Origin of the sequence: Micromonospora sp. NPDC049048, from assembly GCF_043197615.1 — a bacterium.
Taxonomy (GTDB): domain Bacteria; phylum Actinomycetota; class Actinomycetes; order Mycobacteriales; family Micromonosporaceae; genus Micromonospora.
Map to the genome: position 1 here is coordinate 89,083 of NZ_JBICTM010000001.1, position 22,368 is coordinate 111,450.

A 22,368-nucleotide genomic window follows, 5' to 3' on the forward strand; every position below is an offset into this window, starting at 1 on the left:
CTCAGGCGACCTCGCAGACCCACCAACCCGTCTTCTTCACCACGGTGAACCGCAGATCCTGGTCGGCCACCTTCTCGTCGGCGGTGGTCATGGTGACCTTGGTGGTGACCGTGGCGCGCTCGCCGGTCTGGTTGTCCACCTGGGGGGTGCTCCACCGGAACCGGGGGTTCTGGTGGGCCGACACGTGCTTCTCCACCTCGGCCACCTTGGCGGCGATCTTCTTCTCGTCCCGGGACGAGGCGCAGACCAGCCCGGCGGCCCGGTCCGCGTCGCGCTCCTGGTAGACGGCCTTGAGGAACTCGTCCACCGCCACCGCCGGCTCCTTGGCGCCCTCGCCGCTCTCGGCGTCGCGCAGCGTCAGGAACGCGACCACGCCGCCACCGGCGCAGAGCAGCAGGATCACGGCGAGGGCGATGGAGGCGATGAGCGCGCCGCGCTTCTTCTTCGGGGCGGCAGGCGGCTGGTAGGGCGGGTACCCGGCCAGGGGAGGCGGGATCGACGGGTCACCGGCGGTGGCCGGGCCGGCGGCCGGGCCGGGCGGGCCAGCGACTGGGCCGGGCGGTACGGCGACCGGGCCGGGCGGTACGGCGACTGGGCCGGGCGTCTCGGCGGCGTCGGGAGCCGGTGGGAAGCCCGGCTGGTCGGCCGGCGGTCCGACGGGGCCACCGTTGGGTGGTTGGGTCATCTCATCCCCCGGGTTGCGACGTCGTCGCCTGGGGGCGACGAGCGTGATCGAGCTGGCGGCGAGCCGGCGAGCGCCCGTCCGACCGGAAGGGTAGCGGTCGGTTCACGCCTGCGGGGGGCGGCGGGTGCCGTCAACTTCCTTACCCGCACTGTGTCGCATATGTGACTTTGCGTGATCGCATGTGCGCGTCCGGTTGTCGCGACTGTCGCGGCGGACCTACGTTCTCACCGGCGCGGGGGGCGGGCCCCGACGATGTGCCCGGGCCCGCAGGCGATGACGTGACCAGGTACGACGCCCGGAGGCAAGGCATGCGCGACGTGGACAACACCCCTCGAGCCCAGTTCCCGGGCGGCCGGGCGCGGCGGCCCGGCTCCCCGGGTGAAGCCGAGGGCGGCGCCGGCCTGCCCATCAACGAACGGTCGTACCGGCGGCTCGCCGAGCCCGCCGAGGTGCTGCGCCCCGGGGGCCGGGACGAGGAGGAGCCCGGGTTCGTCATCCACCTGCCGATCCGGGTCGCCGACCTGAAGGCGGCCACGGCCCTGGCCGGTACGGTCGCCACCTCGCTGAGCTTCCTGGCCGAACTCGACGCCGGCGAGACCACCGTGTCCAGCACGGACGACCAGAACAACCGGCACCGGGTCTTCTGCGACCTCCTCCTGCCCGACCGCTCCCGCTGCCCCCAGCCGTACGAGCACGGCGGCCCCTGCGGCGAGGTGTCGGCGCCCCCGGAGCAGCGTCCCGCGCCCCGCCCGTCCGCCGGACCGTAGGCTGTGCCCCGAGAAGTCGAACTCCATCCGAGGGAGCCCTCCACCTATGCAGAAGTGGGAATACGCCACGGTCCCGCTGCTGGTCCACGCGACCAAGCAGATCCTCGACAACTGGGGTGAGGACGGGTGGGAACTCGTCTCCGTGGTTCCCGGTCCCAACCCGGAGCAGCTCGTCGCCTACCTGAAGCGGCCGAAGGCATGAGCGAGCGGAGCGAGCGAATCATCCTGAACGGCGCGTCGGGGCCTCATGACGCCGCCGAGCGCAGCGAGGTGGCGGCATGAGCAACGGCCCACACGCGAAGCTCGCCGAACTCGGGCTCACGCTGCCCGAGGTGGTCCCGCCGCTGGCCAGCTACGTGCCGGCCGTCCAGTCGGGGCAGCACGTCTACGTCTCCGGGCAGTTGCCGATGGTCGACGGGAAGCTGCTCGCCACCGGCAAGGTCGGCGCCGGCGTCTCCGCCGAGCAGGCCAAGGACCTTGCCGAGCGGTGCGCGCTCAACGCGCTGGCCGTGATCGACTCGCTGGTCGGCCTGGAGAACGTCGTCAAGGTCGTCAAGGTGACCGGCTTCGTCGCCGCCGCCTCCGGCTTCACCGCCATCCCCGGCGTGATCAACGGCGCCTCCGACCTGTTCGGCGCGGTCTTCGGTGAGGCCGGCCGGCACGCGCGCAGCGCCGTCGGCGTCGCCGAGCTGCCCCTGGACGCCCCCGTCGAGGTCGAGGTCATCGTCGAGGTCGCCTGACCCCGCGCCGCCTCCCCGCGATCCTGCGTCTCGCCCGGCAAAAGCCGTGAAGTGGGACGTATCCACAGCCGGATCTGCAAGATCGCGGGGAGTGGCCGGCGGGGCCGTACGATCGCAGCCATGACCGGGCACTTCACCGCGCCGGCGGCGGCGCTCGCCGGCGAACTGCCGGACTGGGTGACGCTGCTGCGTGCCCCCAACCCGGGGCCGATGACGCTCGACGGCACCAACACCTGGGTGCTGCGCGCCCCCGGCCAGGAGCACGCCGTCGTCGTCGATCCGGGCCCGGCCGACGAGGGGCACCTCGCCGCTATCGCCGCACAGGGCCCGATCGGCCTGGTGCTGATCACCCACGGCCACCCCGACCACACCGACGGCTCGCGCCGCCTGCACGAACTGCTCGGCGGGGTGCCCGTACGCGCCGCCGACCCGGCGCACACCATCGCCGGGCAGCCGTTGACCGGGCCGGGGAAGGAACTCGGCGGCCACGGGCTGGGCGTACGCCTCGTGCCGGCCCCCGGGCACACCGGCGACTCGGTCTGCTTCCTGGTCGAGCACGGCGACGAGCAGGTGGTCCTCACCGGCGACACGATCCTGGGCCGGGGCACCACCGTGGTCGCCCACCCGGACGGGCACCTCGGGGACTATCTGGCCAGCCTGGAGCTGCTCTCGACGTACCGGGGGATCGCGGCGCTGCCGGGGCACGGCCCGGCGCTGGCCGACTGCGGCGCCGCCGCGGACTTCTACCTCGCCCACCGCCGCGCCCGACTCGACCAGGTCAGGGCGGCGGTCGCCGCGGGCGCCACGACCGCCGCGGAGGTGGTCGCGGCGGTCTACGCGGACGTCGACCGGTCGCTGTGGTGGGCCGCGGAGTGGTCCGTGCGGGCCCAACTGGAATACCTGGGCCGGGAATCCGGCGGAGGCGCCGCGGGGTTGGAGCAAGCGTGACCTGCCCGGTGTGCGGAACCGTCGCCGTCCCCGGCGGGCGGTTCTGCCACAACTGCGGCGCCGCCCTCCCGGCCGCCGCGACGCTGCCCGCGGCCGAACGCCGCGTGGTGACGGTGCTCTTCGGCGACCTGTCCGACTTCACCTCCTGGTCGGAGGACCTCGACCCGGAGCGCGTCGGCGCGGTCACCGACCGGGTGCTCGCCGCGCTGGCCGGCGCCGTGAAGACGTTCGGCGGCCACGTCGACAAGCTCACCGGTGACGGGATCATGGCGGTCTTCGGCGCGCCGGTCGCGCACGAGGACGACGCCGAGCGGGCCGTGCGCGCCGCGCTGTCGATGCAGCGGGCCGTCCGCCGGGTACTCGACGACGAGCGGGGCGGCGGCGCGCCGCTCGGCCTGCGGGTCGGCCTGAACACCGGCGACGTGATCGCCGGCATCCAGGCCGCGATCGAGTACACGGTCATCGGCGACACCGTCAACACCGCCGCCCGGCTGGCCGACGCCGCCGCCGTCGGCGCGGTCTACGCGGGGGCGCGGACCTCCGCCGCCACCCGGCACGTCGCCTCCTGGCGGGCGCTGCGTCCGCTGCGGCTCAAGGGCAAGCGCGAGCCGGTCGAGGCGTACGAGCTGCTCGGTCTCCTCGACGCCCCGGGCACCCGCTCCGGTCTCGGCGACGAGGCCCCCTTCGTCGGCCGGGAGACCGAGATCGGTCGGGTCGCCGGTCGGCTGGCCGAGGTTATCGACCGCGCCGAGCCCCGGGTGCTGCTGATGACCGCCGAGGCCGGGATCGGCAAGTCCCGCTTCGCCGCCGAGGTGGAACGCCTCGCGGCCGGCTACGACGTCGGCGCCGGCCGGTACGCCGCGCACACCGGCGCCCGCGTGCTGTCGGTGCGCTGCGCCGCGTTCGGCGAGCGGCGCCGGCTCGCGCCCCTGGCCGACCTCGTCCGGGCGGCGGTCGGCCTGCCCAGCGACGCCGCCACCGCGCTCACCCGCCCGGCCGTCGAGGAACGCCTGCGCCGCCTCGCCCAGCGACTCAGCCGCTCCGGGGAGCCGGCGCCCGTCGCCACCGACCAGCTGCTGGCCCTCCTCGGGTACGCCGAGCTGCCCGGTGGCGGCCCGGCCGAGCAGGGCGAGTGGGGCACCGCGCAGCCCGCCGACGCCGAGGCGGTGCCGAACGCGGTCGCGGACCTGCTCACCGGGCTCGCCGGGGAGGCGCCCCTGGTGGTCGTCGTCGACGACCTGCACGACGCCACCGCCGAGACCATCCGGGCGCTCGGGGTCACCCTCTCCCGGATCGCCGGACCGGTGCTGGTGCTGCTGCTCGGCCGGCCCGAACTGGTCCGTACCGCCGGGGCGCTGACCCGGGTCGCGGACGCCGAGGTGCACGCGTTGCCGCCGCTGCGCGGCGCCGACGCGGCCCGGCTGCTCACCACCTACCTCGGCGGCGGCCGGCTGCCGCAGGCCGACGCCGACCGGCTGCTCGCCACCGCCCAGGGCAACCCGTTCTACCTGGCCGAGCTGGTCACCCTGCTGATGGAGCGGGGGGCGCTGACCGCCGTCGTCGACCGGCGCTCCCCGAACCCGGGCAGCTGGCGGCTGGCACCCGGCTCGCTCGGCAGCCGCCTGCTCTCCCGCGACCTGGCCGCGGTGCTCGCCGCGCGCATCGACGCGCTGCCGGCGGAGGCCCGCTCCGTGCTGCGCGACGCGGCGGTCGTCGGCGACACGGTGCCGGACGGGGCGCTGGAGGCGCTGCGCGAACAGCGGGCCGGCCGCGACGGTCGCCCGGCGGCGGTGGTCGCCGTCGAGTTGGAACGGGCGGTGGAGGAGCTGCTGCAACGCCGCATGCTGCACCGCACCCGCAGCGGGTACGCCTTCGCGACCCCGTTGATGCGGGAGGCCGCGTACGCCGGGGTGAGCAAGGCGGAGCTCGCCGAGCGGCACGCCGCGCTCGCCCGGTGGGCCGCGGCGGACCCGCCGACGGGTGCGGGCATGCCGGGCGGATTCACCGAGGCCACCCGTGACGTCTTCGTGGCCCAGCACGTCGAACGGGCCGCCGCGCTGGCGGACGCGGTCGGGTTGCGGCCGGACGCGCCCGCGCGGGCCGTCGTCGGCCTGGGCGTCAGCGCGCTCGGCCGGGCCGCGCGTCGGTCGTTGCAGGCGGGCGAGCCCGCGCTGGCCGTGGAGTACGCCGACCGAGCCGCCGAGCTGGCCCGCGACGGGGTGCCGGTGGCCGACCGGGTGGTGCACGCGCGGGCGCTGCTCCAGGTCGGCCGGCCCGCCGACGCCCTCGCCTCCGCCGAGAAGATCGCCGCCAACGCCGGCGACGAGTCCGCCGTGCGGACCAGCGCGCTGCTGCTCGCCGGGCAGGCCCACCAGACCATGGGCGACCAGGCGCGGGCGACGGCCTGCTGGCAGGAGGCGTTGCAGGTGGCCACGGCCGGCGGGCTGCCGACGCTGCGCGCCTCGGCGATGCGTCGCCTCGGCATGGCCGACTTCATCGAGGGGCGCCTGGGCCAGGCCAGCAGCCGGCTCGCCGCGTCGTACCAGCTGAGCCTCCAGGCGCAGGACCGCCGGGGGCAGGCGTGGTCGTTGCAGAACCTGGCGTGGGTGACCACCACCCGGGGCGACTTCGCCGGCACCGATGCCGTGCTCGGCCGGGCCGCGCGCCTCTTCGCCGAGCTGAAGGACCCGTACGGGCGGGCGTGGCTGCGCGGCACCACCGCGTTCGCCCGGCTGCTGGCGGGCCGGCTGCGCGAGGCGTGCCGGATGGCGCAGGTCTTCCTGCCGTTCGGCGAGCGGGTCGGCGAGGCGTGGGCGGTGGGCACGTTGCGCGCGGTCGAGGCGTTCGCCACCGCCGAGCTGGGCGAGCTGGCCGAGGCCGACCGGGGGGCCCGCCGGGCGTACGGGGAGTTCGTCGCCGCCTCCGACGACTGGGGGCGCGGGTTCGCGCTGGTCGTCCGGGGGGTCGTGGCGCGCGGGCTGGGCGAGCCGGGGCACGCCGTCGACCTGCTCACCGACGCCCTGACGTACGCGGAGCGGACGTCGCACCCGCTGCTCACGGGGATGGCCGGCACGCTGCGCGGGTTCGTGGCGCTGGATCTGGGCGACTGCGAGACGGCCGAGCGGGACGCCCGTTCGGTGCTGACCGCCGTCGAACCGCACAACCCGCAGGCGCCCGCCCAGGTGGGGCCCCGGGTGCTGCTGGCCACCGCCCGGCTGGCCGCGGGCGACTCGGCGACCGCCGTCGGGCTGCTCGCCCCGGTGGCCACCGCCGCCGCCACCGGGCCCTCGCTGCTCTTCTCCCGCCGTCAGACCATGGCTCGCTACGCCTCCGCGCTGCTCGCGCACGGCCAGTGCGAGCAGGCGCTGGACTGGGCGCGGCGGGCCGTCACCGCCCCGTCGGAGGACGTGCGCAGCCAGGTCGTGGCCGCGAGCGTGCTGGCCGAGGCGCTCGCGGCCTGCGGCCGGCCGGAGGAGGCGCTGGCCAGCGCGGAGGAAGCGGTCCGCCTCGCGTACGCGACCGAGCAGCGCAGCGAGCGTCCCGCCGCCGACGCCCTGCGCGCCCGCCTCGCCACCCCCTAGTCCGCCGCCCGGAATCGACAAAGCTCTGACGATTCTGGGGATGCGGTGTGTCGGGGGTGGCCGATAGCGTGTCAGGTCCGAGGGGCGGTCGGCCGTGCGACCGTGTGGGTCTGGGGGAGGGCCGTGATGAGGTTGCCGCGTTCGGCCGCCGGGTGGACGATCGCGGTCTTCGGCGTGCTGGCCCTGCTCATGGGCGCGATCGGGCTCGTCTGGCCGGAGGCGCTGCTGCACCTGCTCGGTCTGGAGGTGCCCGCGACGCGCGCCCCGGGCGACCACACCGGCACCTTCCTGACGGCCTCCTCGATGGCCTCGTTCAACATGGGGGTCTACTACCTGCTCGCCACCGCCACCGAGTGGCGCCCGTTCTTCCGCTTCACAGTGGTGTTCCGGCTGGTCACGTTCACGGTGTTCAGCATCGCGGTGCTGGCCGACGTCGCGCCGGGGCGGTTCTTCGGGGTGGCTGTCTGGGAGGCGCTCGGCGCGGTGGCGACCCTTGTCGGGCTCCGGTGGGACGACCGTCGCGCGGCTTCCAAGGCGGAGGGCGGCGGGAGTCTTCTCACCGCCGGTGCCGTCCCGGCCACTGATGCGGTTCGTTGAGCCGCCGGCCCGGTTGGGTATTTTCAGAGCTGTGACCGAGACCCCGCCCGGTGCCCTGCCGGTGCCCATCGTGCCCGGTCTGACCGATCTACACGTGTTTGCCAGGGGTGGCTACGCGACCATCTACAAGGCGACCCAGATCTCGGTGGGGCGCGAGGTCGCGGTCAAGGTGGAGAACCGCACGCTCGACAGCGAGCACGACCAGGCCCGCTTCCTGCGCGAGGCGCGGGCGGCCGGGCGGATGTCGTCCCACCCGCACGTGGTCGACCTCTTCGACGTCGGGGTCACGATCGACCAGCACCCTTATCTGATCATGGAGCTCTGCGACGGCTCGTACGCCGAGCGGATGCGGACCTCGCCGCTCGGGCCCGCCGAGGCGCGCGACCTCGGGGTCAAGATCGCCGACGCGATCGCCCACTCGCACGCCGCCGGGGTGCTGCACCGCGACGTCAAGCCGGCGAACATCCTCCACTCGCACTTCAACTCCGCCGTGCTGGCCGACTTCGGGCTGGCGGTGGTGGCCGAGATGCGTGACGCCTCGGTCGCCCTGGAGGTGCTCACCCCGGCCTACGCGCCGCCGGAGATGTTCAACCACGCCCCGCCGTCGCCCGCCGTCGACGTCTACGCCCTCTGCGCCACCCTCTACGCGGTCATGCACGGTCGGCCGCCGCGCTGGCAGTCCGAGCGCAATCCCAGCCTCGTCACGGTGCTGGAGATGTTCCACCAGCCGGTCCCCGGCCTGCCCGGGGTGCCGGTCGAGATGATCGACGTGCTCCGGGCGGGGATGTCCAACGATCCTGGTGAGCGGCCCTCGGCCGTCGAGTTGCGTGACCTGCTGGCCGGCCTGCCGCTCGGTCCGGCCGGCTCCCCGGCGGGCGGCACGGGAGTGCCGGGACCGATCAGCGGCGGGCACGGCCCCGTCGGCCCGTACGCCGTCGACCACGTCTCCCAGCCCGCCCCGCGACAGCCGGTGGAGGATCTGCACCCCACGGTGCCCACGGCCGGCCGGCGGCGTCGGCGGCGCTGGTTCCTCGGCGGTGCCGGGATGGTCGCGCTGGCCGCCTCGGCCGGCGCCGGTGCCTGGCTGGGCGGCGCGGTGTTCAACCCCGGCCCGGCGCCGCCGGCCGAGGTGGTGGCGACGAGCGCGGTGCTGCCCGCGTGCGCCCTGACGGCCGGGCTGCCCGCCGGCGCGGGCTGCGCCGACGAGCTGGAGTGCTTCGGGCCGATGGAGGTGCGCGGCGCGCGGGCCCGGGCGGCCCGGGTGCCCTGCGACGGGCAGCACACCTGGGAGAGCTACGCCCAGGGCAGGCTCCCCGACACCCTGGTGGGTGCCGACCACGACAAGGTCAGCGCGGACGCGACGGTACGCAAGGTCTGCAACGAGACCACCTTCCGGCTCACCAGCGGGATCAGCTACGCCGACGGCTGGAACCTGGAGGTGCTGCCCCCGGCCGGGGCGGACGCCGACCGGACGTACCGCTGCCTGGCCGGGCGCGGGCTCGACGCGCTCGCCTCACCCACCCTCACCGGGCGCTGAAGCGCTCGTCGGCCCGACGCGACTCCTGCGCGCTCGTCGGTCCGACGCGCCCCTGCACGGTCGCCGGTCCGGCGCCGCTCCCTGGGCGCTCGCCGGTCCGGCGCTGCTTCCCGGGCGGTCGGGCGAGGACGGGCGGCGGAGGGAACGAGTGCGCGCGGTCGCGCGGGTGGATCAGGCGCCGCGTCCCCGGTGGTGCTCGCGCATGGCGCGGACGGCCTCCCGGTGGTCGAGCGACTCGAGCGTGTCGGCGTCGATGCCGTACAGGCCGCCGGCCGGCTGACCCGGGCCGCTCGGCGTGACCGCCGGCTCGGTGCCGTCCTCCTGCCGGGCCGCCGCCACCGAGACCGCCGCGACCATCGTCGCCAGTACGCAGAGCAGCGCCAGCGTCACGCCGACGAGATCCTGGCGCCCCCACACGATCAGCGTCACCAGCAGGGCGGCCGCCACCAGCGTGGCGACCACCGCCTTCGCCCGTGCATCGGGCCTCGCGACTCTCACCCGTCCAGGATGTCCGAGCGGGCCCCGCTGTCAACAGGAACGGCGACACTCGATGCGATGATCTCCGCCGAAGATCGTCCCCGTGGGAGAGGAGTGCCGGTGACCCGCGTCCTCCGGACCGTCGCCGCCGTGCTGGTGTCGGCTGCGCTGGCAGCGTGCGGATCGGACGGAGAGCCGGCGACCCCGCCGCCGCCCGCGAGCGACGTCGCGTCCGCCCCGTCGTCGTCCGCCGCCCCGTCCTCGACCGCCGCCCCGTCGTCTGCTGCTCCGTCGTCGGCCGGCACGCCGTCGTCGGCGGGTCCCGCGCCGTCGGCCGCCGGCAGTCGCGGATACGCCAACCCGGACGCGGCGATCGCCGGGCACCTGGCGGCCGTCCCCGGGGTCCGCTACCTCGGCCTGTGCAAGAACGCGAAGCGCGATCCGGCGGCGTTCTGCGCCCTGCGGATGGGCTTCGTCGGCCAGGACGAGGTCTACGGACTGGGCGCCCCCCACAGCGACGTCGTCGCCTTCCTGCTGTTGAGCAAGGGACCCGGCGGCTGGCGCGTGGTGGACGACCACACGCCCGACGGCGGGACGCCGGCGCCGCCGTGGATGGCCGACGTGGGCTAGCCGTTCCGACGGAAGCGCCAACAGCGTCAACGGTGAATCAATCGTTACATCAGATGGCGGATTGTCGGATATATGGCCCCTCGCCGGCCTGTAGTCATGTCGCGCGATCCCTAGAGTGACGGAGGTCGAGCCACGGCTCGACCGTCCTGTCGCCCACCGGAAGGCGTCCACATGCCACGACGAAACCGGTCCCTCGCCGCTGCGGGAATCGCCGGCGTCCTCCTCGCCGGCGCCGCGGTCGCACCCGCCACCGCCGCACCGTCCCCCGTCGGCGGGGACCGTCCGGTCACCTCCGACCGGACCAGCCCTCAGGAGGCGCGCCGGGTCGACCGCCTGCCCACGCCCACACTGGACTGGTACGCCTGCTACGACTACGCCGAGTGCGCCACCGTCCGGCTGCCCCGCGACTACGACAAGCCGAACGGCCCGACGACCGAGGTCGCCGTGCTGCGCGTCAAGGCCCGCGACCAGCAGCGGAAGATCGGCAGCCTCTTCATCAACCCGGGCGGCCCCGGCGGCTCCGGCACCGACGTCGCGCTCGCCGCGCCGTACTTCCTCGGTGACGAGGTGCTCGACCGCTTCGACATCGTCGGTGTCGACCCGCGCGGTGTCGCGGCCAGCCAGCAGGTCAGGTGCTTCCCCTCCGTCAAGGAGCAGACCCGCGCGTACGCCGGGCTGAACGTGGCGTTCCCGTGGACGAAGGCCGAGGAGAAGGCCGGCATCGCCTCCTCGAAGGCCGTGGGGAAGGGCTGCTCCACCACGGGCCGGCCGCTCACCGGCGCGATGTCGACGGCCGAGGTGGCCCGCGACATGGACGTGCTGCGCCGCGCCGTGGGCGACCGGAAGCTCACCTACCTCGGCTTCAGCTACGGCAGCATCCTCGGCCAGTACTACGCGAACATGTTCCCGGACCGGGTCCGCGCCCTGGCGATCGACGGCGTGCTGAACCCGAACGAGTGGGTCGGCCAGGGCAAGGCGCGCAGCCTGTCCCAGGAGGACCGGATGCGCAGCGCGCAGGGCGCGTACAAGGCGCTGCGGGAGATCCTGGTGCGCTGCGACCGGGCCGGCGCACAGGCGTGCCCGCTGGCCGAGGGCGACCCCGTCGCGTCGTTCGACCTGGTCGCGAAGCGGCTGCGGGCCAAGCCGGTGGTCATCGAGGACCCCGACTTCGGCCGGGTCACCATCACGTACGCCGACTTCATCGCCGCCAACCTCAGCGTGCTCTACGGCCCGACGGGCTTCGTCGAGGTCGTCGACATGACCTCCGCCCTGCTGGTGCTCACCGATCCGGCGTCGTCCCCGGCCGCACGTCGTCCCGCGTCGGTCACCGTGACCCGGCAGGCCGCCAAGGCCCGCGAGCAGGCCCGTCGGTACGACTTCCCGTACGACAACGGGTTGGAGACCTTCCTCGGCGTGGACTGCACCGACGCGTACCACCCGAAGGACGCCGGCTCGTTCCCGGCACTGGCCGCCAAGGCCGACAAGCGCGACCCGTACTTCGGCCGGCTCTGGACGTGGGGCACCTCGTCGTGTGCCCGCAAGACCTGGACCGTGCGGGACGAGGACGCCTACACCGGGCCGTTCAACCGGCGCACCGCCGCGCCCGTGCTGGTGGTGGGCAACTACTGGGACCCGGCGACCAACTACCGGGGCGCGGTCAGCTCGGCCCGGCTGCTGCCGAACAGCCACCTGCTCAGCAGCGACAGCTGGGGGCACACCGCGTACGGGACGTCGGCCTGCGTGACCGGCGCCGTCGACGCGTACCTGCTGCGCGGGGCGCTGCCGGCCAACGGCAAGGTCTGCGTGGGCGACGTCCAGCCGTTCGTGGAGTTGCCGGCGGAGCCGGAGGCGACCCGGCGGGCGGAGGCGTCGAAGGGCGCGCTGGCCGCCGAGGGTGCCCCCGGGCGGGGCGAGCCGAAGCGGCTCCCACCGGTGGTCGCGCCGCTGCCGGCGGTCGGCGCGCTGACCGTCCGCTGAGGCCCCGGGGTGCGACGGGCGATCGGGCGCCCGCCGCACCCCGGCCCCGCGGTCCGCGAGGAGCGCTCTGCCGACTGGCAGGCAAGCCACGGTGCGGGTCACCGACGCCATCGGAACAGCTCAGCCACGGCCTTGATGATGCCGGGCTGGTCGCCAGGCACATCCGGTGCAGCCAGCGATGATCAGGACGCCATTGACCTCAAAACTGCCGGGTCACGTCCATGGCGTCCTGATCGTCAGGGGCATGCCCCGCCGGGATGCCTCACTCGTCGGTCCTCGGTCGGCGGCGTCAGTAGGACTTGTCCTGGCCGAGGACGTGCTGGGCGACGAAGTTGAGGATCATCTCGCGGCTGACCGGGGCGATCCGGCCGGCGCGTACCGCGCCGAGGAGCGTGGCCACGCCGTACTCGGTGGTCATGCCGGCCCCGCCGAGCACCTGGACGGCCGTGTCGACGGCCAGCGCGGCGGCCTCCCCGGCGGCGTACTTGGCCATGTTGCCGGACACGCCGGCCTCCAGGTCGCGGCCCGCGTCGTAGAGGCTGGCCGCCTTGTGGATCATCAGGCGGGCCAGCTCGACCTGCACCGCCGCGTGCGCGAGCGGATGGGCCACGCCCTGGTGCGAGCCGATGGTGCGCCCGCCCCAGACCTTGCGGGTGGCCGTGTACTCGCTGGCCCGTTCGATGGCGTACCGGCCGGTGCCGGCGCCCATCGCGGCGACCGTGATCCGTTCCGGGTTGAGCCCGGCGAAGAGCGCCGGCAGGCCGGCGTCCAGCGACTCGCCGACCAGCGCGTCGGCGGGTACGCGCACGTCGTCGAGGTAGAGCAGGAACTGGTTCTCCGGGGACAGGATCTCCATGTCGAGCTTGGAGCGGGTCAGCCCCGGCGCGTCGGTCGGCACCACGAACAGCGCCGGCTTGAGCTTGCCGGTGGTGGCATCCTCGGTGCGGGCCACCACCAGCACGTACGACGCCTCGTCGACGCCCGAGATGTAGCACTTGCGGCCGGAGATCAGCCAGTCGTCGCCGTCGCGGCGGGCCACCGTGCCGAGCCGGTGGAAGTTGGAGCCGGCCTCCGGCTCGGTGATCGCGAAGACCACCTTCAGCGAGCCGTCCGCGAAGCCGGGCAGGAAGCGCTTGCGCTGGTCCTCGGTGCCGTGCCGGGCGATCACCGTGGCCGCGATGGCCGGCGAGACCACCACCAGCAGCAGCGGGCAGCCGGTCGCCGCCAGCTCCTCGCAGACGATGGCCAGCTCGGTGATGCCGCCCCCGCCGCCGCCGTACTCGGTGGGGATGTTGACCCCGAGGTAGCCCAGCCGGCCGGCCTCTTCCCACAGTTCTGTGGTGTGCTCGCCGGCCTTCGCCTTGGCGACGAAGTAGTCGTGGCCGTACCGGCGGCCGAGGGCACGGACGGCGTCGCGGAGCTGGTCCTGCTCGGGGGTGAGGTCGAAGTTCATCGGGGGGCCTCCAGCATCACTCGGGGTTGACCACGGCCAGCACGGCACCCGTGTCGACCTGCCCGCCGGCGGCGACCGGAAGCTCGGCGACCACGCCGTCGGCCGGGGCGAGCACGGGGTGTTCCAGCTTCATCGCTTCCAGGGTCAGCAGCAGCTCGCCGGCCGCCACCCGCTGCCCGACCTCGACGTGCACCCGGGTCACCGCGCCGGGCAGCGGCGCGACCAGCGACCCGGCCGCAAGCTCCGCCGTGGGTTCCGGGAAGCGTGGCAGCTCCATGAGGCTCGCCGCCCCGTCCGGGCCGTCCACGAAGACCTCCGACCCCACCCGGTGTACGCGGTACGCCCGCCGTACCCCGTCGACGTCGAGCACCACCCGGTCCGGAGCGGCCTGGACCAGGCTCACCACGGGCGTCGGCTCGTCTGCCGTCGTCCTTTCCGGCGTCGGCCCGCCTGCCGGGGCCACCGCGTTCGGCACCGGCCCGGCCGCCGGGGCTGCGTCCGCGGACGCTCCGGTGGAGCCGGCGCCCGCCGAGGTCGACCACTCGGCCAGGCCGCCAGAGCGGTCCAGGCGGTAGCGGACCCCGATCTCGCCGTCCGGGCCGGCGAAGCGGGTGGCCTGCGGGAACGCCGGCACGTTGCGCCAGCCCGAGGGGAGCCCCGCCAGCACCGGCGCCTCGGCCCGCCGGGCGGCGGCGGTGGCCAGCGCGGCGGCCAGGGCCACCAGGGGGAGCTGGTCGGCCGGCAACAGCGGGGCGAACACCTCGGGGTGCCGGTCCAGGAAGCCGGTGTCGACGTCGACGGCGGCGAACTGCGGGCTGCGCAGGACACGGACCAGCAGGTCCCGGTTGGTGGCGACGCCGTGCAGCTCGGCGCGGGCCAGCGCGCCGGCCAGGGCGCGGGCCGCCTCGGCGCGGGTGGGCGCCCAGGCGATCACCTTGGCGAGCATCGAGTCGTAGTGGACGCCGACCTCCGAGCCGTCGACCACGCCGGAGTCGAGCCGCAGGCCGACCGCCTGGAGGTTGCCGAACTCCCGGGCCACCCCCGGGACCGCGAACCGCTGGAGGGTGCCGGTGGCGGGACGCCAACCCTGCGCAGGGTCCTCGGCGCAGAGCCGCACCTCGATCGCGTGACCGCGCATCGAATGCGGGTCGGTGGCGCTCCCCGGCAGGGGCTGGCCCTCGGCGACGAGCAGTTGCAGGCGGACCAGGTCCAGGCCGGTGGTCAGTTCGGTGACCGGATGTTCGACCTGGAGACGGGTGTTCATCTCCAGGAAGTAGATCTCCCCGTCGGGCGCGAGCAGGAACTCGACCGTGCCGGCGCCGACGTAGTCGACGGCCCGGCCGGCGGCCACCGCCGCCTCGTGCAGCCGCTCCCGCACCTGCGCGGGGAGGACTCCGGGCGCCTCCTCGACGATCTTCTGGTGGCGGCGCTGGATCGAGCAGTCCCGAACCCCGAGGGCGGCCACCGTACCGTGGGTGTCGCCGAAGACTTGCACTTCGACGTGTCGGCCGCGCTCGACGTACCGCTCGATGAAGATCGTGCCGTCGCCGAACGCGCCGGCCGCCTCGCGGCGCGCGGAGGCGACGGCCTCGGCCAGCCCGGCGGCGTCGCGGACGACGCGCATGCCGCGCCCGCCGCCCCCGGCGGACGCCTTCACCAGCACCGGGAACTCGGTGATCTCGTCGACGTCGGTCCAGGTGGGCAGCATCGGCACGCCCGCCTCGGCGAGCAGGGCCTTCGCCGCCATCTTGTCGCCCATCGCGGCGATCGCCTTCGCTGGCGGACCGACCCAGGTCAGCCCCGCGTCGGTCACCGCGGCGGCGAACTCGGCGTTCTCGGCGAGGAACCCGTAACCGGGGTGGACCGCGTCCGCCCCGGCCTTCCGGGCCGCGTCGAGGATCAGGTCGATCCGCAGGTACGTCTCGGCGGGCGTGTTCCCGGGCAGCCGGACGGCGTGGTCGGCCTCGGCGACGAACGGCGCGTCAGCGTCGGCGTCGGCGTGCACGGCCACCGTCTCGACGCCCAGCGCCCGACAGGTGGCGAAGACCCGGCGGGCGATCTCGCCCCGGTTCGCCACCAGAAGTCTCGTGATCACTGAGCCTGCCTTTCGTTCGCGACTGCGGGACTCCGCTTCGCTGCGTTCCTCGCGCTCACATTCGGAAGACGCCGAAGCCGTCGGCGCCCCTGACCGGTCCGTTGTGGATCGCCGACAGGCAGAGCCCGAGGACGGTACGGGTGTCGCGCGGGTCGATCACCCCGTCGTCGTAGAGCCGGCCGGAGAGGAAGAGCGCGCCGGACTGCGACTCGATCTGCTGCTCGACCATCATCCGCATCGCGGCGTCGGAGTCCTCGTCGTAGTCGCGCCCCCGGGCGGCGGCGGCCTGCCGGGCCACGATGGACAGCACGCCCGCGAGCTGCGCCGGCCCCATCACCGCCGATTTGGCGTTCGGCCAGGTGAACAGGAACCTCGGGTCGTACGCCCGCCCGCACATGCCGTAGTTGCCGGCGCCGTAGGAGGCGCCCAGGTTGACCGTCAGGTGCGGCACGGTCGAGTTCGACACCGCGTTGATCATGAGCGCGCCGTGCTTGATGATGCCGCGCTGCTCGTACTCGGTGCCGACCATGTAGCCGGTGGTGTTCTGGAAGAAGAGCAGCGGGGTGTCGGCGGCGTTGGCGAGCTGGATGAACTGCGCCGCCTTCTGCGCCTCCTCGCTGAACAGCACGCCCCGCGCGTTGGCCAGCACCCCGACGGGATAGCCGTGCAGCTCGCCCCAGCCGGTTACCAGGGCGGTGCCGTAGGCCGGCTTGAACTCGTCGAACTCGCTGCCGTCGAGCACCCGGGCCAGCACCTCGCGCGGGTCGAACGGCACCTTCAGGTCGGCGCTGGCGATGCCGAGCAGCTCCTCGGGGTCGTACTTCGGCGGGGCCGGGAACGGGTTGCGCGGCGCCGGGCCCTGCTTGCGCCAGTTCAGCCGGCGTACGCACTGCCGGGCCAGCCGGATGCCGTCGGGCTCGTCCTCCGCGAGGAAGTCGGCCAGGCCGGACGTGCCCGCGTGCATGGCCGCCCCGCCGAGGGACTCGTCGTCGGTGACCTCGCCGGTGGCCATCTTCACCAGCGGCGGCCCGGCCAGGTAGACCTGCGACCGGTCCCGGATCATGATCACGTGGTCGGACATCCCCGGCACGTACGCGCCCCCGGCGGTGGCGTTGCCGAAGACCACGCTGACCGTGGGGATCTTCGCGGCCGAGAGCCGGGTCAGGTCGCGGAACACCCGCCCGCCCGGGATGAAGATCTCCGCCTGGGTGGGCAGGTCCGCGCCGGCCGACTCGACCAGGTTCACCATCGGCAGCCGGTTGGCCAGGGCGATCTCGCCCGCCCGGCGGGTCTTCGCCAGCGACCACGGGTTCACCGCGCCGCCGCGTACCGTCGGATCGTTGGCGACGATCAGGCACTCGACGCCCTCGACGACGCCGATGCCGGTCACCACGCTGGCGCCGACCGGGAAGTCGGTGCCGTACGCCGCCACCGGCGACAGCTCCAGGAACGGGCTGTCCGGGTCGACCAGCAGCTCGATCCGTTCCCGGGGCAGGAGCTTGCCCCGCTTGTGGTGCCGGGTCACGTACTTCTCGCCGCCGCCGGCGCGGGCCTGGTCGAGGGCCGCCTCCAGCTCGGCGAGGCGCTCCAGCAGCGCCTCCCGGTTGGCGCGGTGCCCCGGCGAGGACGCGTCGACCGCGCTGCGCAGAATGGTCACAGGCCCATGCCCTTCGCGATGATCTCGTTCATGATCTCCGTGGTGCCGCCGCCGATGCCGAGGATCCGGGCGTCGCGGTAGTGCCGCTCCACCTCGGCGTCGCGCAGGTAGCCGAAGCCGCCGTGCAGTTGGAGCGCCTGGTCGACCACCTCGGCGCAGGCGGCCACCGCGACGTTCTTGGCCATCGCCACCTCGGTCACCACCGGTTCGCCCGCCGCGACCCGCGCCGCCACCTCGTGCACGTACGCGCGGGCCGCCTCGGTGCGGGTGTGCATCTCGGCCAGCCGGTGCCGGATCAGTTGCCGGCTCGCCAGGGGGCGGCCGAAGGTGGATCGGTCCCGGCACCAGCGCACCGTCAGCTCCACGCAGCGCTGCGCGGTCGCGTACGCCTGGGTGGCCAGCGAGAGCCGTTCCGCGGCGAAGTTCTGCATGATCGCCAGGAAGGCCGTGTCCTCCGCGCCGACCCGGTTCGCCACCGGCACCCGTACGTCGACGAAGGAGAGCTCGGCGGTGTCCGAGCAGTGCCAGCCGAGCTTCTCCAGCCTGCGCCCGACGGTGAAGCCGGGCGTGTCCTTGTCGATCACCAGCAGGGTCAGCGCGCCGGTGCCCGGCGGCAGGGTGCAGACGGCGGTGGTCACGAAGTCGGCCCGTACGCCGCTGGTGATGTAGGTCTTCGACCCGTTGACCACGTAGTGGTCGCCGTCGCGCCGCGCGTGGGTGCGCAGGCTCGCCACATCGGACCCGCCGTCGGGCTCGGTGATCGCCAGCGCGCCGATCATCGTGCCGGCCAGCGTCGGCCGGACGTACCTGTCGATCAGCTCCCCGTCGCCGGAGGCGACGATGTGCGGCAGCGCGATGCCGTGGGTGAAGAGCGCGGCGATCAGCCCGGACGAGCCGCCCGAGCGGATGATCTCCTCGGTGACGATGATCGAGTCGAGCAGGTCCCCGCCGCTGCCGCCGACCGCCTCCGGGAAGCCGATGCCGAGCAGGCCGAGCTTGGCGGCGGTGGCGTGCAGCTCCCGGGGGAGTTCCCCGGCCCGCTCCCAGTCACTCAGGTGCGGCAGCACCTCGCGGGTGACGAAGGCCCGGGTCAGCTCCCGCAGCTGCCGGCGTTCCGGCGTGTCCACGATGGTCATCGCTCCTCCCCGGGCGTGGCGCCGCCGGCCGGGGAGCCCGGGCCGGCAGTGAGTTCCGCCGGCAGGTCGACGAGCCGCGAGCGGAGCAGCTCGCCGAGCGCCTTGGCCTGCGGATCGAACCGGGTCGAGGCGGCCACCCCCTGCCCGAGCAGGCCCCGGACGACGAAGTTGACGGCCCGCAGGTTCGGCAGCTCGTACCGCTCGACGGTCAGCGGCGCGGTCTCCGGCAGCAGCTCGCCCAGCCGGGCGGTGGTCAGCCAGCCGCGCAGCCACGACCAGGTCGCGTCGGTGCGGGCCCAGACGCCCAGGTTGGCGTCGCCGCCCTTGTCGCCGGAGCGCGCCCCGACCAGCTCGCCGAGCGGCGCGCGCCGGGTGGGCCGGTCGGCCGGCGGGGCCGTTCCTGCGGGCGCCGGCTCGTCGGACGCCGTTCCGTCGGACGGGTCGACGGCGGGCGCCGGTTCGTCCGCCGGCTCGGCGGTGCGGGGCGGCGGCGGGATCGGCACCCGCTCGCCGGAGGGGAGCACCGCGACGTGCGGCACCGCTTCCTGCGGCACGGCGTCGGCGGTGAACACCCCGTAGGGCGTCGCGTCGCCGGGCAGCGTCGTCAGGGTGCAGCCGGGGTAGGAGGCCAGCGCCAGCTCCACCGCGGCGGCCGAGAACGCCCGCCCGGCCCGCGCCTTGTCGCCGTCGCGCAGGTGTACGTGCAGCAGCGCGCTCGCCGCCTCCGTGTCGACCGCGTCCGCGTGGTCGGTACGGGCCAGCGTGAACTCCAGCCCCTCAGTACCGACGGCCGCCTCGATCTGGCTGCGGACCAGGGCCGCCTTGGCGGGGATGTCGAGCCCGCACAGGACGAAGGTCATCGAGTTGCGGAAGCCGCCGAGGTTGTTGACGCCCACCTTCAGGGTGCCCGGCGGCGGAGTGCCCCGGACGCCGCTCACCCGTACGCGGTCCGGCCCGTCGGCGGCCAGCTCGACCGTGTCCAGCCGGGTCACCACGTCCGGGCCGAGGTAGGCCGGGCCGCCGACCTCGTAGAGCAGCTGGGCGGTGACCGTCTCCACGGTGACCGCGCCGCCGGTGCCGGGATGCTTGGTGATCACGCAGGAGCCGTCGGAGTGCAGCTCGGCGACCGGGAAGCCGGGACGCCGCCCCCCGTCGGGCAGCTCGCTGAAGAAGCTGAAGTTGCCACCGGTCACCTGCGCCCCGCACTCGACGAGGTGCCCGGCGACGGTCGCCCCGGCCAGCGCGTCCAGGTCGTCGCGCCCCCAGCCGAAGCGGGCGATCGCCGGCCCGACCACCAGGGACGCGTCGGTCACCCGGCCGGTGACCACGACGTCCGCCCCGCCGGCCAGGCAGGCCGCGATGCCGTACGCCCCCAGGTAGGCGTTCGCCGTCAGCGCGTCGGGTCGGGCGAGGGCGTCGCCCTCGACGTACCCGACGCGTACGGTCAGGCCGAGCCGGTCGGCGAGCGACCCGATGGCGGCGGCCAGGCCGGCCGGGTTCAGTCCGCCGGCGTTGGTCACGATCCGTACGCCCTGGTCTCGCGCGGTGCCGAGGCAACCCTCCAACTGGCGGAGGAAGGTCTTCGCGTAGCCGAGGGAGGGGTCGCGCAGCCGGTCCCGGCCGAGGATCAGCATGGTGAGCTCGGCCAGGTAGTCCCCGGTCAGCACGTCCAGTTCGCCGCCGTCGAGCATCTCCCGCCACGCCGTGAACCGGTCGCCGTAGAAGCCGGAGGCGTTGCCCACGCGCAACACGCCGCTCACGCCGTCACCCCGCCCACCGTGTCGCTTCCGGGGGCCGCCGGCGGGCGGCCGGGACTCGGTGGGCCGGCGAAGGCCTGCGCCACGTCCAGCCACGCGTCGGCGACGGGGCCGGTAGCCGAGAGTGCCAGGTCGGCGCGGTGCCTGCGCTGGGTGACCAGCAGGCAGAAGTCGAGCGCCGGGCCGGTGACCCGGTCGGCGGCGTCGGCCGGGCCGTACGTCCAGGTGTCGCCGTGTGGCGCCGTCAGCTCGACGCGCACCGGCGCCGTCGGCACCGGCCGGCCGTGGGCGGCGAAGCTGTGCCCGAGGGTACGGACGCCGAGGTGCGCGACGTGCCGCAGCCGGGCGGTGCCGGGGCGGGTCGCGTCGAGCGCGTCGGCCACGTCCGTGCCGTGGGCCCAGGTCTCCATGATCCGGGCAGTGGCCATGGAGGCGGCCGACATGCGGGTGCCGAACCAGGGCAGCTTTCCGCCCGCCGGCACGCTGGCCAGCGCGTCGGCGAGTGCCGCGCGGCCGGCCCGCCAGCGGGGAAGCAGCTCGTCCGGTGGGGCGAGGAACTCCTCCGCGCCGGAGTCGACGAGCCGGGCGGGGTCGGGGGCGGCGAGGACGGCGGCGAGGAACGCCTCGGGATCGGTGGCGGCGAGCAGCGCCACGTGGTCGGTCCAGGCGAGGTGGGCGATCTGGTGTCCGACGCTCCAGCCCGGCGACGGGGTGGCGCGTGCCCAGTCGGCCGGCGGTCGGCCGGTCACCAGGTCGTCGAGCTGCTCGGATTCGTCGGCCAGATCCGCGAGCAGGTCCTTGAGGTCGACCATGGTGCCTCCGGGGGCTGGGCGGGCCGGTCAGGGCGGGCGGTCAGGGGGTGAGCAGGGTGGCGAGCTGGCGCTTCCAGGTGTGCAGCAGGGCGGCCCGGCGGGACGAGTCGTCGTTGAGCAGGTTGGCCACGCCGAGCCCGCGGAGCAGGTCGAGGGTCGCCTGCACCGCCTCGCGTACGCCCGGGCGGCGCTCGTCCACGTCGAGCAGCGCGACGGTGAGCCGGTGCATCTCGCGGCCGACCCGGGCCTCCAGCGGCACCAGGGCCTCGCGCAGCTCCCGGTCGGTGCGGGCGGCGACCCAGAGTTCGAGGGCGGCCACGAAGAGCGGGCCGGTGAAGGCCGCACCGAGCAGGTCGATCACCCGGTCGAGCCGCTGCGGGCCGGGCGGCAGCGCCTCGGCCTCGGTGCGCAGCTCCTCGGCCCGCCGGTCGGCGAGGTGGGCGACGGCGGCCGTGACCAGCGCGGCCTTGGTGGGGTAGTGGTGCAGCTGGGCGCCGCGCGAGACGCCGGCCCGGGCCGCGACGACGGTGGTGGTGGTGCCGGACCAGCCGTGCTCCACCAGGCACTCGACGGTCGCCTCCAGCAGCCGGGCCTGGGTGGCGCGGCTGCGTTCCTGCTGAGGGACGCGGGTCGATGCGGGCACGGGGACAGCCTGCCGCTCCGAAAACAAACAGTCAAGACTGACTTTTTCTGGGTGGCCGACTCGCGCCCCTGGCCGATCGACGGGCTGCCGGGCCGCCTGTGCTCGGCGCCGTCGCGCTCAGCGGCCGTCGCGCGGGGCGAACACCGCGAGGGCGGTGGCGTCGCTGTGCCGGGAGCGCAGGTATTCGTCCGCCCACGCGGCGGCGTCGGGAAAGCCCGACCCGGCGGCCACCCGGGCGCAGGCGGCGTCCACGTCGAAGGGGGTACGCCGCAGGTGCACCCCGGGCCCGAGGAGCGCCCAGTAGGCGCCGGGACCGCCGTAGGGCATCCCGACACTGCCCGGGTTGACGATCAGCCGCCGGTCGGCGAGCCGGGTGAACGGCATGTGGGTGTGCCCGCAGACCACCGTGCCCACCTCGGCCGGGACGTCGGCGAGCACCTCCGCCCAGCGTTCCAGCCGGGAGTCGACGAGCACGACCTCCTCGTCGTCGCGGGGGGTGGCGTGGCAGAACAGCACCGGGCCGAGGCCGGTGACCTCCAGGGTGACCGTCAGCGGCAGCGCGGCCAGCCGGGCCACCTGGTCGTCGCGGAGCTGCTCCGCCGCCCAGTTGGAGACGTCCACCGGCGAAGGGCTGCCGGCCCGCGCCTCCACCAGCTCGCGGTCCGCGTTGCCCCGTACCCAGCAGGCCCGGTCGCCCAGGCCGGTGAGCAGGTCGAGCACCTCCACGGGCTGCGGGCCAGCCGCGATGTCGCCGGTGAGCACGATCAGGTCGGCGGCGGCGACATCCGGCTCGGCCAGTACGGCCTCCAACGCCGGCAGCGCCCCGTGGATGTCGGAGAGTACGGCCACCCGGTCCAGCATCGCCCCAGACTGCGG

Annotated in this window: 19 protein-coding genes; 9 read left to right on the forward strand and 10 right to left on the reverse strand. The window is 74.8% G+C overall.

Translation table 11 applies throughout. The features are described from left to right. Position 1: 1 nt before the first annotated feature. Entirely contained in the window at positions 2-685 is a 684-nt protein-coding gene (locus ACGFIG_RS00430) for a hypothetical protein (RefSeq protein ID WP_392997926.1), read from the reverse strand. Between the two features lie 308 nt (positions 686-993). On the opposite strand from ACGFIG_RS00430, the gene ACGFIG_RS00435 reads away from it, so the two are divergent. From ACGFIG_RS00435 to ACGFIG_RS00465, 7 genes are all read left to right on the forward strand, one after another. After that, positions 994-1,452, forward strand: coding sequence for a hypothetical protein (locus tag ACGFIG_RS00435; protein ID WP_392997927.1), 459 nt, complete (start codon positions 994-996; stop codon positions 1,450-1,452). 46 nt (positions 1,453-1,498) lie between these two features. After that, positions 1,499-1,654, forward strand: a complete 156-nt coding sequence (locus tag ACGFIG_RS00440) for a DUF4177 domain-containing protein (RefSeq protein WP_013736319.1) — start codon at positions 1,499-1,501, stop codon at positions 1,652-1,654. Positions 1,655-1,730: 76 nt separating this feature from the next. Next, positions 1,731-2,192: a RidA family protein gene (locus ACGFIG_RS00445; protein ID WP_392997928.1), complete on the forward strand. Its 462-nt coding sequence runs from the start codon at positions 1,731-1,733 to the stop codon at positions 2,190-2,192. 120 nt (positions 2,193-2,312) lie between these two features. Further along, positions 2,313-3,140, forward strand: coding sequence for an MBL fold metallo-hydrolase (locus ACGFIG_RS00450; RefSeq protein WP_392997929.1), 828 nt, complete (start codon positions 2,313-2,315; stop codon positions 3,138-3,140). Beyond that, a complete protein-coding gene (locus tag ACGFIG_RS00455) occupies positions 3,137-6,721 on the forward strand; it encodes an adenylate/guanylate cyclase domain-containing protein (RefSeq protein ID WP_392997930.1) in 3,585 nt (1,194 codons plus the stop codon). Before ACGFIG_RS00450 ends, ACGFIG_RS00455 begins: the two co-directional genes overlap by 4 nt. 126 nt (positions 6,722-6,847) lie before the next feature. Beyond that, the gene (locus tag ACGFIG_RS00460) at positions 6,848-7,318 is read left to right on the forward strand and encodes a hypothetical protein (protein WP_392997931.1); all 471 of its coding nucleotides are present in this window, start codon (positions 6,848-6,850) and stop codon (positions 7,316-7,318) included. A gap of 31 nt (positions 7,319-7,349) precedes the next feature. Further along, the gene (locus ACGFIG_RS00465) at positions 7,350-8,855 is read left to right on the forward strand and encodes a protein kinase (RefSeq protein ID WP_392997932.1); all 1,506 of its coding nucleotides are present in this window, start codon (positions 7,350-7,352) and stop codon (positions 8,853-8,855) included. A gap of 171 nt (positions 8,856-9,026) precedes the next feature. Here ACGFIG_RS00465 and ACGFIG_RS00470 read toward each other — a convergent pair whose 3' ends face one another. Beyond that, complete coding sequence (locus tag ACGFIG_RS00470; protein WP_392997933.1) at positions 9,027-9,353, reverse strand: hypothetical protein; 327 nt, start codon at positions 9,351-9,353, stop codon at positions 9,027-9,029. 99 nt (positions 9,354-9,452) lie between these two features. Between ACGFIG_RS00470 and ACGFIG_RS00475 the strand changes: the two genes are divergently transcribed. Both ACGFIG_RS00475 and ACGFIG_RS00480 read left to right on the forward strand, forming a co-directional pair. Further along, positions 9,453-9,962 carry a hypothetical protein gene (locus tag ACGFIG_RS00475; protein WP_392997934.1) on the forward strand — a complete coding sequence of 170 codons (510 nt, stop codon included), beginning with the start codon at positions 9,453-9,455 and terminating at the stop codon, positions 9,960-9,962. A gap of 171 nt (positions 9,963-10,133) precedes the next feature. Next, complete coding sequence (locus ACGFIG_RS00480) at positions 10,134-11,939, forward strand: alpha/beta hydrolase (protein ID WP_392997935.1); 1,806 nt, start codon at positions 10,134-10,136, stop codon at positions 11,937-11,939. A 289-nt stretch (positions 11,940-12,228) separates the two neighbouring features. Here ACGFIG_RS00480 and ACGFIG_RS00485 read toward each other — a convergent pair whose 3' ends face one another. The 8 genes from ACGFIG_RS00485 to ACGFIG_RS00520 all read right to left on the reverse strand — a co-directional run bounded on the left by ACGFIG_RS00485 (position 12,229) and on the right by ACGFIG_RS00520 (position 22,353). Next, entirely contained in the window at positions 12,229-13,392 is a 1,164-nt protein-coding gene (locus ACGFIG_RS00485; RefSeq protein WP_392997936.1) for an acyl-CoA dehydrogenase family protein, read from the reverse strand. 16 nt (positions 13,393-13,408) lie between these two features. Beyond that, entirely contained in the window at positions 13,409-15,487 is a 2,079-nt protein-coding gene (locus ACGFIG_RS00490; protein ID WP_392997937.1) for a biotin carboxylase N-terminal domain-containing protein, read from the reverse strand. 55 nt (positions 15,488-15,542) lie between these two features. Continuing rightward, entirely contained in the window at positions 15,543-17,144 is a 1,602-nt protein-coding gene (locus ACGFIG_RS00495; protein WP_392997938.1) for an acyl-CoA carboxylase subunit beta, read from the reverse strand. Continuing rightward, on the reverse strand, positions 17,141-18,280 hold the full coding sequence (locus ACGFIG_RS00500) for an acyl-CoA dehydrogenase family protein (RefSeq protein ID WP_392997939.1): 1,140 nt from the start codon (positions 18,278-18,280) through the stop codon (positions 17,141-17,143). The genes ACGFIG_RS00495 and ACGFIG_RS00500 overlap by 4 nt, the downstream gene beginning before the upstream one ends. Next, the gene (locus tag ACGFIG_RS00505; RefSeq protein ID WP_392997940.1) at positions 18,277-20,040 is read right to left on the reverse strand and encodes an acyclic terpene utilization AtuA family protein; all 1,764 of its coding nucleotides are present in this window, start codon (positions 20,038-20,040) and stop codon (positions 18,277-18,279) included. The genes ACGFIG_RS00500 and ACGFIG_RS00505 overlap by 4 nt, the downstream gene beginning before the upstream one ends. After that, positions 20,037-20,849, reverse strand: a complete 813-nt coding sequence (locus ACGFIG_RS00510; RefSeq protein WP_392997941.1) for a TIGR03084 family metal-binding protein — start codon at positions 20,847-20,849, stop codon at positions 20,037-20,039. Before ACGFIG_RS00510 ends, ACGFIG_RS00505 begins: the two co-directional genes overlap by 4 nt. A 40-nt stretch (positions 20,850-20,889) precedes the next feature. Continuing rightward, the gene (locus ACGFIG_RS00515; protein WP_392997942.1) at positions 20,890-21,492 is read right to left on the reverse strand and encodes a TetR/AcrR family transcriptional regulator; all 603 of its coding nucleotides are present in this window, start codon (positions 21,490-21,492) and stop codon (positions 20,890-20,892) included. A gap of 117 nt (positions 21,493-21,609) precedes the next feature. Further along, positions 21,610-22,353, reverse strand: coding sequence for a metallophosphoesterase family protein (locus tag ACGFIG_RS00520; RefSeq protein WP_392997943.1), 744 nt, complete (start codon positions 22,351-22,353; stop codon positions 21,610-21,612). Positions 22,354-22,368: the final 15 nt, after the last annotated feature.